The sequence below is a fragment of the Herbiconiux sp. SALV-R1 genome (assembly GCF_013113715.1).
GTDB lineage: Bacteria > Actinomycetota > Actinomycetes > Actinomycetales > Microbacteriaceae > Herbiconiux.
Genome location: NZ_CP053344.1, coordinates 2255271 through 2268370 on the forward strand (window position 1 = coordinate 2255271; position 13100 = coordinate 2268370).

Annotated in this window: 11 protein-coding genes; 5 read left to right on the forward strand and 6 right to left on the reverse strand. The window is 70.1% G+C overall.

The features are described 5' to 3' along the window. Positions 1–4: 4 nt before the first annotated feature. Positions 5–1405 (reverse strand): guanine deaminase, encoded by a 1401-nt coding sequence (gene guaD / locus HL652_RS10810; protein WP_171705322.1) that lies wholly within the window; start codon positions 1403–1405, stop codon positions 5–7. A gap of 256 nt (positions 1406–1661) precedes the next feature. Here guaD and HL652_RS10815 point away from each other — a divergent pair, with 256 nt between their 5' ends. Beyond that, positions 1662–4304 (forward strand): bifunctional FO biosynthesis protein CofGH, encoded by a 2643-nt coding sequence (locus HL652_RS10815; RefSeq protein ID WP_171705323.1) that lies wholly within the window; start codon positions 1662–1664, stop codon positions 4302–4304. 152 nt (positions 4305–4456) lie between these two features. Beyond that, a complete protein-coding gene (locus tag HL652_RS10820; RefSeq protein WP_171705324.1) occupies positions 4457–5302 on the forward strand; it encodes a VOC family protein in 846 nt (281 codons plus the stop codon). Positions 5303–5413: 111 nt separating this feature from the next. Here the strand turns inward: HL652_RS10820 and glpK are convergent, their stop codons facing one another. The 3 genes from glpK to HL652_RS10835 are packed head-to-tail and all read right to left on the reverse strand — an operon-like array spanning position 5414 to position 9549. Continuing rightward, complete coding sequence (glpK, locus tag HL652_RS10825; RefSeq protein ID WP_171705325.1) at positions 5414–6943, reverse strand: glycerol kinase GlpK; 1530 nt, start codon at positions 6941–6943, stop codon at positions 5414–5416. A gap of 55 nt (positions 6944–6998) precedes the next feature. After that, entirely contained in the window at positions 6999–7769 is a 771-nt protein-coding gene (locus HL652_RS10830; protein ID WP_171705326.1) for an MIP/aquaporin family protein, read from the reverse strand. 40 nt (positions 7770–7809) lie between these two features. Beyond that, complete coding sequence (locus HL652_RS10835; protein ID WP_171705327.1) at positions 7810–9549, reverse strand: glycerol-3-phosphate dehydrogenase/oxidase; 1740 nt, start codon at positions 9547–9549, stop codon at positions 7810–7812. A gap of 138 nt (positions 9550–9687) precedes the next feature. Between HL652_RS10835 and HL652_RS10840 the strand changes: the two genes are divergently transcribed. Further along, positions 9688–10653, forward strand: a complete 966-nt coding sequence (locus HL652_RS10840; RefSeq protein ID WP_171705328.1) for a sugar-binding transcriptional regulator — start codon at positions 9688–9690, stop codon at positions 10651–10653. Positions 10654–10674: 21 nt separating this feature from the next. Here the strand turns inward: HL652_RS10840 and cofC are convergent, their stop codons facing one another. Continuing rightward, a complete protein-coding gene (gene cofC / locus HL652_RS10845; protein WP_171705329.1) occupies positions 10675–11307 on the reverse strand; it encodes a 2-phospho-L-lactate guanylyltransferase in 633 nt (210 codons plus the stop codon). Between the two features lie 54 nt (positions 11308–11361). Further along, positions 11362–11847, reverse strand: coding sequence for a hypothetical protein (locus HL652_RS10850; RefSeq protein WP_171705330.1), 486 nt, complete (start codon positions 11845–11847; stop codon positions 11362–11364). A 143-nt stretch (positions 11848–11990) separates the two neighbouring features. Between HL652_RS10850 and HL652_RS10855 the strand changes: the two genes are divergently transcribed. Then, complete coding sequence (locus HL652_RS10855) at positions 11991–12404, forward strand: DapH/DapD/GlmU-related protein (RefSeq protein ID WP_171705331.1); 414 nt, start codon at positions 11991–11993, stop codon at positions 12402–12404. A 160-nt stretch (positions 12405–12564) separates the two neighbouring features. Continuing rightward, a complete protein-coding gene (locus HL652_RS10860) occupies positions 12565–13020 on the forward strand; it encodes a DUF6412 domain-containing protein (protein ID WP_171705332.1) in 456 nt (151 codons plus the stop codon). Positions 13021–13100 lie beyond the last annotated feature (80 nt).

Genomic DNA, 13100 nt, shown 5'->3' on the forward strand with positions numbered 1-13100 from the left:
GCACTCACGCCTTCTGGTAGGCGAGCTCGCCCATCACCCAGGTCTGGTCGACGGCGCGCTCGTCGGCGACCATCATGATGCCGAACAGCAGGTCGGAGACCGTGTCGAGTGAGAGCTCGTTCCCGCCCTTCTCGAGCAGCAGGCTGGCGTGCCAGGGCGCGGCGGGCGGTCCGGCCGTCCAGTCGAGGGCGACGAAGTCGGCCTCCTTGCCGATGTCGAAGGTGCCCACCTTGTCGTCGATGTAGAGCGACTCGGCGCCACCGCGCGTGAGCAGGTAGAACGCGCGGAGCGACGAGAGCTTGTTGCGCTCCGACTCGGCCAGGTCTTGGTCGCTCGGCACGATGGAGCCGTCGAGGATGGTGTTCTGCAGCATCCCGACCTTGTAGGCGTCTTCGAGCGAGTTGAGCAGGCTGAAGCGGTTGCCGCCGCCCATATCGGTGCCCACCGAGACGAGCACGCGGTGCTCGGGGTCGAGGGCTCGGCCGAGGCGGAAGAGGCCGGAGCCGAGGTAGAGGTTCGACGAGGGGCAGAACGCCACGGCGGCGCCCTTCTCGCTGAACCGCCGGAACTCGTTGTTCGACAGCCACACTCCGTGACCGCCGGTGAACTTCGGGCCGACGAGGTCGAACTTCTCGTAGACGCCGAGGTAGTCGGTGCAGTCGTCGTGGAGGGCGAGCACGCCGTGGATCTCGGCCGGGTTCTCGGAGATGTGGGTGTTCACCCACAGGTCGGGGAACTCCTGCTTGAGCTTCTGGCAGGCGGCCATGAGCTCGACCGAGGCACCGAAGGCGAACCGCGGGGTGATGGCGTAGAGGTTGCGGCCGGTGCCGTGCCACTTCTCGATGAGCGTTTTGGAGTCGTCGTAGAACTGCTCGGGGGTGTTGGCGAAGTAGTCGGGCACGTGGGTGTCGATGCCGGTGAGGCCGCCGATCATGCGCATGTTGCGGCGCGACGCCTCCTCGAAGAACACCTCATTGCAGGTGAGGTTGCCCGTGGTGAAGGTCTGGGCGGTCGTGGTGCCCGAGGCGAGCAGGTTGTCGAAGAAGTGCTTGGTGCCCTCTTCGGCGTACTCGCGCTCGGAGTACTTGTGCTCCTCGGGGAACACCCACTTCTGCAGCCACGGCAGCAGCTGCTCGCCGTAGGCGCCGAGCACGCGGGTCTGCGGCAGGTGGATGTGGCCGTCGATGAAGCCGGGGAGGATGATGCGGTCGCGGATCTCGGTGATCTCGACGCCCTCGTGACGGGGTGCCACCTCGTCGTAGGCGCCGAAGTCGGTGATGATGCCGTCTTCGGTGACGAGGAGTCCGTCGACGTGGAACCGCACCGCGGCCTGCTCGTCGCCGACATGCTTCCACGGGTCGTCGATGAAATCGACGAAGGTGCCGCGCACTGCTTTCTTGACCACGTGGGATCCCCTTTTGTCGTGTTGTGTCCATGGTCACACAGAGCATCCCTCAGCGCTCCGGAGGAAGCCGCCCCAATGCAGGGGGTAGGCTCGGTGCATTCTGTGTACGGGCCTGGCTTTGGGCTCATCTCTCGTCGTTCCCTCTCGACCGCTTTCTCAGTTCCGCACGAGTCTCCTCACGGGTCACCGCCCGAGTCCCCTCGCGCGCGAGCCCACCGAGACCCACCGAGACCCACCGAGATCCGCGAGGTTCACCATGCCGTCCGACCTTCCCGTCCCCACCCGCCGCCGCACCGAACCGCAGCCCGTGGTGCAGAGCTTCATCCCGAACGCCTCCGCCATCCGCCGGGCGCTGAAACGCGCCGACGAGGGTGTCGCCCTCAACGCCACCGAGGCCGAGACCCTGCTGCACGCCCGCGGCGACGACCTCGACCGCCTCCTCACCGCCGCGAGTCGCGTGCGCGACGCCGGGCTCGAGGCCGCCGGCCGGCCCGGCGTCATCACCTACTCGCGCAAGGTGTTCATCCCGCTCACCCACCTCTGTCGCGACCGCTGCCACTACTGCACCTTCGTCGAGACCCCCGGCGGGCTCTCGAAGCAGGGCAAGGCGCCCTACCTCTCCCCCGACGAGGTGCTCGAGGTCGCCCGCCAGGGCGCGGCGCTCGGCTGCAAGGAAGCGCTGTTCACCCTCGGTGACCGGCCCGAAGACCGTTGGCCCGCCGCCCGGGAGTGGCTGGATGCGCACGGCTACGACTCCACCATCGCCTACCTCCGCGCGATGGCGATCCGGGTGCTCGAGGAGACCGGGCTCCTCCCCCACCTCAACCCGGGCGTGATGACGTGGGAGGAGATTCAGCGCCTCAAGCCCGTCGCCCCGTCGATGGGCATGATGCTCGAGACCACGGCCACGAGGCTGTGGAGCGAAAAGGGCAACGCCCACTACGGCTCCCCCGACAAAGACCCGGCGCTGCGCCTGCGGGTGATCGAGGACGCCGGCCGGTCGAACGTTCCGTTCACCACGGGCCTGCTGCTCGGCATCGGCGAGAACTACGAGGAGCGCGTCGACGGCCTGTTCGCGCTGCGCTCCGCCGCCCGCCGGCACGGGCACGTCCAGGAGGTGATCGTGCAGAACTTCCGGGCGAAGCCAGCCACCGCCATGATGGGCGCCGACGACCTCGAGACCCAGGAGTACGTCGCCGCGGTCGCGGTCGCGCGGCTCGTGCTCGGGCCGAAGGCGCGCCTGCAGGCCCCGCCGAATCTGACGGATGCGCGTGAACTGTCGCTGCTCATCCGCGCCGGTATCGACGACTGGGGCGGTGTCTCGCCCCTCACGCCCGACCACGTGAACCCCGAGCGGCCGTGGCCGCACATCGACGACCTCGCCCGCCTCACGGCGGAGTCGGGCTTCACGCTGCGCGAGCGCCTCACCGCGCACCCGCACTACGTGCGCGCGGAGGAGCCGTGGCTCGACCCGCGCGTCATCCCGCACGTGCGCGCCCTCGCCGACGCCGACGGGCTCGCCGTCGAGGGCCGGGTGCCGAGCGGTCTGCCGTGGCAGGAGCCGGAGTGGGGGTCGTCGTCGGGCCGCACCGAGCTGCACACCGAGATCGACACCGTCGGCCGCACCGGAGACCGGCGCAGCGACTTCGACGACGTGTACGGCGACTGGTCGGAGCTGCGCGAGCAGGTCGGGGCGAACCCCGGCAACCGCACCCGAGCATCCGGCGACCCCGCCGTGCGCGCCGCGCTCGCGCGTGCTGCGGAGAACCCCGCGGGGCTGGCCGACGCCGACTACCTCACGCTGCTCGGAGCCGACGGCCCCGACCTCGACGCGCTGGCCGCCGTCGCCGACGAGGTGCGCCGAGCCACCGTGGGCGACGAGGTGGGCTACGTGGTGAACCGCAACATCAACTTCACCAACGTCTGCTACACCGGCTGCCGCTTCTGCGCCTTCGCACAGCGGCGCAATGACGCGGATGCGTACACGCTGTCGATGCAGCAGGTGGGCGACCGCGTCGACGAGGCCTGGTCGATCGGGGCGACCGAGATCTGCATGCAGGGCGGCATCCACCCCGACCTGCCCGGCACCGCGTACTTCGATCTGGCGCGCACGGTGAAGGAGCGGCAGCCCGACATCCACCTGCACGCCTTCTCGCCGATGGAGATCGTGAACGGGGCGGCTCGCACGGGGCTGTCGTTCCGTGACTTCCTGCTCGAGGCTCGACACGCCGGGCTCGACACGATTCCGGGAACGGCCGCCGAGATCCTCGACGACGACGTGCGCTGGGTGCTCACGAAGGGCAAGCTGCCGGCCGCGCAGTGGATCGAGATCGTCACCACGGCGCACGAGGTCGGGCTGCGGTCGTCGTCGACGATGATGTACGGGCACGTCGACAACCCGACGCACTGGGTGGGGCACCTACGCACGCTGTCGCGCATCCAGGACGAGACGGGCGGATTCACCGAGTTCGTGCTGCTGCCGTTCGTGCACATGAACTCGCCGGTTTACCTGGCAGGTGTCGCCCGGCCGGGCCCGACGCTGCAGGAGAACCGGGCCATCCACGCGGTGGCGCGGCTCATGCTGCACGGGCGCATCGACCACGTGCAGACCTCGTGGGTGAAGCTCAGCGACGCCGGCACCCAGCAGATGCTGCAGGGCGGGGCCGACGACCTCGGCGGAACCCTCATGGAGGAGACCATCAGCCGCATGGCGGGCGCCGACAACGGCTCGGAGAAGACGGTCGACGACCTCGAGGCTGTCATCCGCGGCATCGGGCGCGTGCCGGTGCAGCGCACCACCACCTACGGGCGCCCCACCGCCGAGCGCGCCGCCGTCGCCCGCGAGTTCGCCTCCCGCGGCTTCGCCGCCACCGGCAAGAAGTTGCTCACGGTGCTGTAGCGCGCGGGGCGGTTCGAAAACGCAAACGTCGCGCCGACCTGCGCCCATGCGGGCGCGGTCGGCGCGACATTTGCGTTTTCGAACGGCCTGCCGACGGCGGTGGCGTGGGCGCCGACCCTCGGGTGTCCTCGGGGCGGGGTAGGGTGCGGGGCATGAGCGGGAATGGAGTGCCTCGTCGGTATCCGAACGGGGTGAGCAGCTGGGTCGACACCGAGCAGCCTGACACGGAGGCCGCGGCGGCTTTCTACGGCGGCCAGTTCGGGTGGGAGTTCGCGAACGCGATGCCACCGGGGGCGCCCGGGGTGTACCTCATCGCCACGCTCGACGGCGCGGATGTCGGGGCGATCGCCTCCGCGAGGCCCGGCGCCTCGAGCGGAGTGTGGAACACGTATTTCGCCGTCGACGATATCGACGCCGCCGTTGCGGGCGTCGTCTCTTCGGGCGGAACCGTGGTGGAGGAACCCGTCGACGTGGGCCCGGGTGGCCGTTCGGCAGCGGGTCGCGACCCGCAGGGCGCCGGGTTCGGGCTGTGGCAGGCGCGCAAGCGGCTGGGTGCTCAAGTGGTGAACGTTCCCGGCGCGTGGAACTTCAGCAACCTGCGCACGAACGATGTCGCGGGCGCGAAGGGCTACTACGAGCACTTGTTCGGCTGGCGCTACCTCGACCTCGGCGACACCGTCGAGGCGATGATCGCCGTCGACGGGTACGGGCGGCACCTTGCTGACACCGCCGACCCCGAGATCTTCGAGCGTCAGGCGGGCGCGCCGGCCGGCTTCGCCGACGTCATCGGCGCGGTGCAGTCGGCCCGCGACGGCGAGGAGTCGCACTGGCGGGTCGTGTTCAGCGTCGCCTCCCGCGAGGAGTCGCTCGCCCTGGCCGAACGGCTCGGCGCCACCGTCGAGCGCACCGACGACACCCCGTGGTCGCTCCTCGCCGACATCGTCGACCCGCAGGGAGCGCGCCTCACCCTCAGTCAGTACGTCGACGCCCGCCCGTGAAAGACGCGACGGTCTGACCGAGGGGCGGTTCGAAAACGCAAACGTCGCGCCGACCTGCGCCCGGGAGGGCGCGGTCGGCGCGACGTTTGCGTTTTCGAACAGGCGGAGAAGCTACTGCACGTCGTCGTCGACCCAGTCGAGGGTCTTGGTGACGGCCTTCTTCCAGTTGCGGAGCTGGCGCTCGCGCTCGGCCTCGTCCATCTGGGGCTCCCAGCGGGAGTCCTCCTGCCAGTTGGCGCGCAGCTCGTCGAGCGAACCCCAGTACCCGACCGCGAGGCCCGCGGCGTAGGCCGCACCGAGCGCGGTGGTCTCGGCCACCACGGGGCGCACGACGGGGACGCCGAGGATGTCGGCCTGGAACTGCATGAGCAGGTTGTTGGCGATCATGCCGCCGTCGACCTTGAGCTCGGTGAGGTCGACACCCGAGTCGGCGTTCACCGCATCGAGCACCTCGCGCGTCTGGAACGCGGTCGCCTCGAGCGCCGCCCGAGCGATGTGCGCCTTGTTGACGTAGCGGGTGAGTCCCACCAGGGCGCCACGCGCATCCGACCGCCAGTACGGGGCGAACAGGCCCGAGAACGCCGGCACGAAGTACGCGCCGCCGTTGTCCTCGACCGAGGCCGCCAGCGTCTCGACCTCAGGGGCCGAGGCGATGATGCCGAGGTTGTCGCGCAGCCACTGGATGAGCGACCCGGTCACCGCAATCGACCCTTCCAGCGCGTAGTGCGCGGGCTCGTCACCGAGCTTGTAGCCGAGGGTGGTGAGCAGCCCGTTCTTCGAGTGGACGATCTCGGTGTCGGTGTTGAAGATGAGGAAGTTGCCGGTGCCGTAGGTGTTCTTCGACTCACCCGCGTCGAACGCCGCCTGGCCGAAGGTCGCCGCCTGCTGGTCGCCCAGGATGCCCGCCACCGGCACCTCGCGCAAGAGGTTCGACGACTCGACGGTGCCGTAGACCTCCGACGACGACTTGATCTCGGGCAGCATGCTGCGCGGCACGCCGAACTCCGCGAGGATGTCGTCGCGCCACTCGAGCGTCTCGAGATCCATGAAGAGCGTGCGCGAGGCGTTGGTGACGTCGGTGGCGTGCACGCCGCCGTCGGTTCCGCCGGTGAGGTTCCACAGCACCCAGGTGTCGGTGGTGCCGAAGATCAGGTCGCCGGCCTCGGCGGCTTCGCGGGCGCCGTCGACGTTCTCGAGGATCCAGACGATCTTCGTTCCCGAGAAGTACGTCGCGAGCGGCAGACCCACGATCGGCTTGAACCGCTCGAGGCCCGCCTCGTCGCCGGCGGCGAGCCGGTCGACGATCGACTGGGTGCGGGTGTCCTGCCACACGATGGCGTTGTAGACGGGCTTGCCGGTGTTCTTGTTCCACACCACCGCGGTCTCGCGCTGGTTGGTGATGCCGACCGCGGCGATGTCGTGCCGGGTGAGGTCGGCCTTCGACAGGGCGAGGCCGATGACCTCGCGCACGTTGTCCCAGATCTCGATCGGGTCGTGCTCGACCCAGCCCGCCTTCGGGAAGATCTGCACGTGCTCCTTCTGGCCGGTCGACACGATGGTGCCGGCGTGGTCGAAGATGATGGCGCGCGACGAGGTGGTTCCCTGGTCGATCGCGAGGACGTACTTCTTCTCGTCAGTCATGACATAACTCCTTCGTTGATGCTGTCGTCAGGTGATGAACGGATGCTCGTGCCGGCTAGGTGAGGATCGGCAGGAGCGGGATGGCGGCCCAGCCGGCGAGCAGACCACCGATGATGGGGCCGGCCACGGGCACCCACGAGTAGGCCCAGTCAGACGTGCCCTTGCCCTTGATCGGCAGGATCGCGTGCGCGATGCGCGGGCCGAGGTCACGCGCCGGGTTGATCGCGTAGCCGGTCGGGCCACCGAGCGAGGCGCCGATACCGATCACGAGAAGCGCCACGGGAAGGGCGCCGAGGGCCGCGAGGCCGCCCTCGCCCTGACGCCCGCCGCTGAACCCGATCACGACGAACACCAGCACGAAGGTGCCGATGATTTCGGTGACCAGGTTCCAGCCGTACGAGCGCATCGCCGGACCGGTCGAGAACACGCCGAGCTTGTTGCCGGCCTCCGGCTCGGAGTCGAAGTGCTGCTTGTACGCCAGCCACACGAACACCGCGCCGATGATCGCACCGATCATCTGCGCACCGATGTACGCGATGACCGACAGGAAGTTCACCGGAACCGAGGTGGCCGCCGACCCGAAGGTCTCGGCCCCGTTCGCCACGAGCCCGAGGGTCACGGCCGGGTTGAGGTGGGCGCCGGAGGCGTACGAGACGATGACACCGGCGAAGACCGCGAGGCCCCAGCCGATGTTCACCATCAGGAATCCGCCGTTGAAGCCCTTGGTGCGCACGAGCGCCACGTTCGCGACGACACCGCAGCCGAGGAGCACGAGCAACGCCGTTCCCACCAGCTCGGAGACGAAGTCGATACCGAGATTGTCCACATTGACCTTTCGTTCGGAGCGGCGCCCACGCCGCCCTCGGTTAGTTGACGGCGCCCGCCGCCGTCTTGTTCGACGCCTCCACCACGATGCCGTGGAAGAAGCGAAGATTCTCCGCCGCCTGCGCCCGCTCGTCGGCGAGGCGCTCCGGCGACCAGCCCTGGGCCGCGGCGGCGAGCTCGCTGAGCTCGTCGAACACGGCCTGGTCGAGCGAGCCGACGAAGGCGATGATGCTGCGGCGCAGCACCAGGTCGCTGAGGTGCACGGTGTGCTCCCCCATCAGGTAGCCGATCTCGGCGGTGCTGTAGCCGGGCAGGGTGGCCAGGGGCGCATCCGTCTCCTCGGCGGCCACGATCGCGGCGATGACCTTCGCGGCGTTGGTGCCGTAGCGGCCGAGCAGGATGCGCGTGCGCTCCTCGCCCAGGTCGGCCCCGTTCGCCTTCACCCAGGTCGCGACGGCGGCCGGCGTCTGCGGGAAGCCCACGCCGCCGCCGATGGCGAGGTCGGCGGTGCTCACCGTGCGGCTGCGACCGAGGAGGGCCAGCGTGTCGTTCGCGAGGTGCTCGGCGAGGGCGCGGAAGGTCGTCCACTTGCCGCCCACCAGGCTGAGCTGCTTGACCGTCTTCGAGCTGCCGAAGGCGGCCTGCTCGATGCGGTAGTCGCGCGAGACGAAGCCGGGGGCGGTGTCGCCGTGACCGGGCAGCGGGCGGATGCCCGAGTACCGGTAGACGATCTGCGGGCGCTCGACCGTGATCGTCGGGAACACGTGGCCGACGAGCTCGAAGAAGTAGTCGACCTCCTCCTCGGTGCAGAGGGCGGGCTCGCTCGGGTCGGCCTCGAGATCGGTGGTGCCGACGAGCACGCGACCGTTCAGCGGGTAGATGAGCACGATGCGGCCGTCGTTGTTCTCGAAGAACACCTCGCCACCGGCGCAGGCCTCGTAGAGCTCGGGGTTGTCGAGCACGATGTGCGAGCCCTTGGTGCCCCCCATGAAACGGGTGGCCCCGCCCAGCGCGGCGTTCGTGAGATCGGTCCACGGCCCGGTGGTGTTGACGACGACCTGCGCGGTGACCTCGAAGGTCTCGCCCGAGACGGTGTCGCGGAGCACCACGGCGTCGCCGTTCGAGCCGATCGCCTCGACGTAGTTGGCGGTGCGGGCGTGCGAACCGGTGGCCAGCGCATCCTGAACCAGGTCGAGAGCGAGCCGCTCGGGGTTCTCGACCGCGGCGTCGTAGTAGGTGGCGGTGTACTTCACGTCGGGGCGCAGCTTCGGCAGCTTCGCGAGCGACTTCTTGCGGCCCACGAACTTGTGGCGCGGCACGTTTCCGCCGTCGCGCGAGAACGAGTCGTAGCCCATGAGGCCGATTTTGATGAGCAGCGCGCCGCGCTCCTTCGGCTTTCCCGACTTGTGGGTGAGGAAGCGCAGCGGGGCGCTCAGGATGCCCGAGAAGGTGGAGAAGATCGGGATGGTGGTGGGCAGCGGCTTCACGTAGTGCGGGGCCAGACGGAGCAGGCGGTTGCGCTCCTGCACGCTCTCCTTCACGAGGCGGAACTCGCCGTTCTCGAGGTAGCGCACGCCGCCGTGGATCATGTGGCTCGACGCACTCGACGCGCCCGAGGCGTAGTCGCCGCGCTCGACCAGCACCACGTCGACGCCCTGCAGGGCCAGGTCGCGGAAGGTGCCGATGCCGTTGATGCCGCCGCCGATGATGAGCACCTGGGTTCTCGGGTTGCTCCGGATGGCCTCGACGTCGGAGCGGATGTCGGTCTGTGAGGTGCTCACTGTGTACTCGCCTTCGTGTTACGTCAGGGTTGCGGGCGGCAATCCATGCGACGACATACAGTTCTACGACCAAGTTCACATATGATCAAGCTCGGTGCACATATGTGCAGTTCCATGGGCGAAAGGACGCGACGAGGCATGTCCGGAGACGGTTTCACCAGCGAGAAGGAGCGCGACGCGCTGCGCGCCGCACATCTGTACTACATGCAGGACCTCACGATGGAGGCCATCGCGAGCGAGCTGCACACCTCCCGCTCGTCGGTCTCGCGCCTGCTCGGGTACGCCAGGGACACGGGTCTCGTGGAGATCCAGGTGAAGTCGCCCGTCGACCGCCTCTCCTCGGTGCAGGACCGCATCCGGGAGCGCCACGGGGTGACCGCGCACGTCGTGCCCGTCCCCGATTCCACGGCCGAGGTCGACCGACTGGAGCGGGTGGCGATGAGTGCCGCGCGCATCCTGGGCCCGTTCTTCGACTCGAACATGACGATGGGCATCGCCTGGGGGTCGACGCTCTCGGCGGTGTCGCGGCACCTGCAGGAGAAGGTCACGCACAACTCACAGATCGTGCAGCTCAACGGGGCCTCGAACGCCCGCACGACGGGCATCGGCTACGCCAGCGAGATCATGAGCCGCTTCGGCACGGCCTTCGGGGCGTACGTGCAGCAGTTCCCGGTGCCGGCGTTCTTCGACGACCCGCGCACGAAGGAGGTGCTGTGGCGGGAGCGCAGCATCCGCCGGGTGCTCGAGATCCAGAAGCATATGGACATCGCGCTGTTCGGGCTCGGCTCGGCCTACGCCGACGTGCCCTCGCACGTGTACGTGGGCGGCTACCTCGACGACGCCGACTTCGAGCAGCTCGGGCGGTCGGAGGTGGTGGGCGACGTCGCCACGGTGTTCTACCGCGCCGACGGGTCGAGCGAGGACATCCCGATGAACGCCCGCTCGTCGGGCCCGTCGCTGGCGGTGCTGAAGAAGGTCGCGCGCCGGGTATGCGTGGTGTCGGGCCGGTCGAAGCTCCCGGCGCTGCGCGGGGCTTTGGCCGCCGGCGTGATGACCGACCTCATCATCGACGAGGCCACGGCGCACGCACTGCTCGAGGGCTGAGCCGGGCTGCCTCCCCGGCGATCAGCCGAGGGCGCGGCGGGTGTGCTCGCCGACGCCGCGGGCGATCGCCTCGGCGAGGTCGGCCTCGGTGTCGACGTCGAGTCGCAGTGTCGACGTCGGCGGCACCTCGAGCGGCCGGTGACCCGCGGCGAGGTGGCGGGCGGCGGAGCCCGACCCGAACTGCGGAACGAGCCCTTCGCCGGCACGAGCCGTGAGCAGCGTGGTGCCCGAGCCCTCGGCATCGGCGACGACGGCGAGCGGATGCTGCTCCGCGAGCCTGAGCGCAGCGGCGAGGTCGGCGGACCGGAGGCTCGGCAGGTCGCCGAGCAGAACGGCGAGGTGCGAGCCGGACGAGCCGTGCGCGACGGTGTCGAGGGCGGCGCTGATGGCGGGGTTGAGCCCGAGGCCCGGATCGGCGACGATCTCGGCACCGAGGGTGCGGAGCGCGGCGGTGGGGCCGGCATCCGGGTCGGTGACGACGATCACGCGGCCCACCGAGGGGGTGCCCTGGAGGGCGGCGAGGGTGTCGAGCGCGAAGGCCTCGGCGAGCAGGGCTCGGCGTGTGCTGTCGACAGTGGGCGACATCCGGCTCTTCCCGGCGGCGGTTCCCTTGACCGGGACGACGACCGTCCACACCGCTGCCGAATCGCTCACCGTACCGATTATCCCGCACAGCGCGCGGGCCCCGGTCGGCGCGCGTCGCGTCGGTCAGCGCTCGGTGGTGACGATGTCGACACTGCCGAAGGGGAACGGCAGGAGGGTCGAGAAGTGCTCGCCCGGGGCCCAGCCTGCGGTCGGATCAGTGGCGAACCAGAGGTAGCAGACGGCGAGCGAGACGAGCGCGAGGAGCGCGATGGCGGCGGCTGCGCGGTCGATCGTGCGCTGCGAGGCGCGGGTGCCCGCCCCCGGTCTCGCGACGCGGGCGAGTGCGACGAGGAGGATCGCCGCCATCGCCAGGAAGACCAGCGGGCTCGGCGAGAGCGTGACGGAGATGCATCCCTCGCCCCTGCCGCTCGCTTCGGGCGCGCCGCCGAGGCAGCGACCCGCGGAGGCGTGGGAGAACACCGTGTAGGTCGCCGCCGAGATCGCGGCGAGCACCACCAGCCGTCGCCGCCGTGGCGACACTGCGGCGGGTGTGACGGCATCTGACGTGAGCGCGAGCGCCGGCGCCGTCTGCGGATCAGCCTGGGCCATCGCACCTCCCGACACGTGTCGTTCACGCGGTTCCAGCTTTCGCGACCGGGCGCGGGGTGTCAAGCGGGAGGGTCGGGGGGGGGATCCAGAACGATCGTTCTTTTCGCGGGAATGATACGGATGCATGCGGTGTTATTCAGGACGTGAGCAGAACATTCCATGAGATCGAGGGCGAACGCGGCGAGGTGTCGCGGTATCGCCGCCACCCCAACGGCAAGGGCTTCGTGGCCGTGGGCTCCGAGGTCGACCCGAGCGCGTTCGTCGACCCGAGCTCGTACGTGGAGACGGGAGCGCGCATCGGTCCGCGGGCGAGCATCGGCCCCGGCAGCTGGGTCGAGAGCGGGGCCGCCATCGGCACCGGCGTGCTCATCGAGGCCAACGTGCACATCGGCCAAGGAGCGCAGATCGGGCGGGGCGCCCGCATCGGCAGCCACACGCGCATCGGCGCCCGCGCCGGCGTGGCCGACGAGACCCGCGTCGAGCGCGACAGCACCATCGCCCCCGGCACCCTCATCCGCCGCTCCGGCCCCGCCGGCGAGTACATGAAAGCCGCCTGACCCCGACCCCTCCATCGCGCCCGTCGGGCGCGGGCGCCCCGGTGAGCCCGTGCGCGGCCCGGGCCGGCCGGCGAGCGCGAGAGGGGAAGTCCGCCTGAGGTCGGCGTGGGTTCGTCGACCAGTGCGCGGGGGTGGTGCCGGGCGCGATAGTGTCGCCAGTATGGAGCAGCGCCTGCGCGAGACACCCTCGCCCGAACGCGAACGCGAGCGCGATCGCGCCCGCGCTGGCGCGCGCGAGGTGTGGCGCGTGCTCGACGGGTCGCCGCGGTTGCGGTCGTTGAGCGTGGTGCTCGGACTGCTCGGTGTGAGCTCGTTCTCGGCGCTGCTGCTCTCGGCCCTCGGTGCGGTCGGTGCAGCGGGCAGCACGGGTGCCGGCGTCGGCCCCGGTGCCGACGGCGTGCTCGCCGCCCTCGCCCTCGCCGCCGTGGTCACCACCGCCTGCGCCGTCGCCGCACTCGCGCTGGTGCTCCTCGCCGCCTCCACCCGCCATCGGCACACCCGACGGTGCGAGTCGTCCGACGACGCCGATCTCCCCACCGTCATCACCCAGTCCCGGCCCGACGCGCCGGGGCGGCCCCGCACCAGGGCTCCTGGGCGTCTCCTCGCGATCGCCTAGGAGACCCCGGCCCTCCGGCCGTTCGTGCGCGCTGCCCGGCGCCGCGCATCCGTTCGTCTCCTCGGCGATCACACGGTTCC

Excerpts from the sequence above, each read along its gene's own strand:
- HL652_RS10815 (WP_171705323.1), top strand. The coding sequence starts at position 1,662 with ATGCCGTCCGACCTTCCCGTCCCCACCCGCCGCCGCACCGAACCGCAG.
- HL652_RS10820 (WP_171705324.1), top strand. The coding sequence starts at position 4,457 with ATGAGCGGGAATGGAGTGCCTCGTCGGTATCCGAACGGGGTGAGCAGC.
- glpK (WP_171705325.1), bottom strand. The coding sequence starts at position 6,943 with ATGACTGACGAGAAGAAGTACGTCCTCGCGATCGACCAGGGAACCACC.
- HL652_RS10840 (WP_171705328.1), top strand. The coding sequence starts at position 9,688 with ATGTCCGGAGACGGTTTCACCAGCGAGAAGGAGCGCGACGCGCTGCGC.
- HL652_RS10850 (WP_171705330.1), bottom strand. The coding sequence starts at position 11,847 with ATGGCCCAGGCTGATCCGCAGACGGCGCCGGCGCTCGCGCTCACGTCA.
- HL652_RS10860 (WP_171705332.1), top strand. The coding sequence starts at position 12,565 with ATGGAGCAGCGCCTGCGCGAGACACCCTCGCCCGAACGCGAACGCGAG.